This is a genomic window from Enterobacter cloacae complex sp. S2, assembly GCF_015159675.1.
GTDB lineage: Bacteria > Pseudomonadota > Gammaproteobacteria > Enterobacterales > Enterobacteriaceae > Enterobacter > Enterobacter intestinihominis.
This window is the reverse complement of record NZ_JADDTS010000022.1, coordinates 5,332-6,207: the sequence shown is the minus strand read 5'-3', so window position 1 is coordinate 6,207 and position 876 is coordinate 5,332. Positions and strand designations below refer to the sequence as shown.

Annotated in this window: 1 protein-coding gene; it reads left to right on the top strand. The window is 60.3% G+C overall.

What is annotated here, in order from left to right:
• Positions 1–876: AMP-binding protein (locus IPZ49_RS11940; RefSeq protein ID WP_227754084.1), on the top strand; the 876-nt coding region annotated here is incomplete at both ends.

Genomic DNA, 876 nt, shown 5'->3' with positions numbered 1-876 from the left:
TACGGGCTTTTCACCGGCGGGCTGGGGGCGCACTACGGTGCCGAGCGTCTGGGTGCGACGGTGATCCCGATGTCCGGCGGCCAGACGGAGAAGCAGGCGCAGCTGATCCGCGATTTTCAGCCGGATATGATCATGGTGACGCCCTCATACTGCCTGAATTTAATTGAAGAGCTGGAGCGTCAGATGGGCGGTGACGCCAGCGCCTGTTCCCTGCGCGTCGGCGTGTTTGGCGCCGAGCCGTGGACGCAGGCGATGCGCCGCGAAATTGAAAAACGGCTGGGCATTACCGCGCTGGATATCTATGGTCTCTCCGAAGTGATGGGGCCGGGCGTGGCGATGGAGTGTCTTGAAACCACTGACGGCCCGACCATCTGGGAAGATCACTTCTACCCGGAGATCGTCAACCCGAATGACGGCTCACCGCTGGCCGACGGCGAGCAGGGCGAACTGCTGTTCACCACGCTGACCAAAGAGGCGCTGCCGGTGATCCGCTACCGCACCTGCGACCTGACGCGCCTGCTGCCGGGCACCGCACGCACTATGCGCCGGATGGATCGCATCAGCGGGCGCAGCGACGACATGCTCATCATTCGCGGCGTTAACGTCTTCCCGTCACAGCTGGAAGAGGAGATCGTCAAGTTCGAACATCTTTCGCCGCACTATCAGCTGGAGGTGAACCGCCGCGGGCATCTTGATTCACTTTCGGTGAAGGTCGAGCTGAAACAGAGTAGCTTAACGCTGACGCATGAACAGCGTTGTCAGGTCTGCCATCAGCTGCGTCATCGGATTAAATCGATGGTGGGGATTTCAACCGATGTGATGATCGTTAACTGCGGAAGCATACCGCGATCCGAGGGTAAAGCCTGCCGGGTGTTT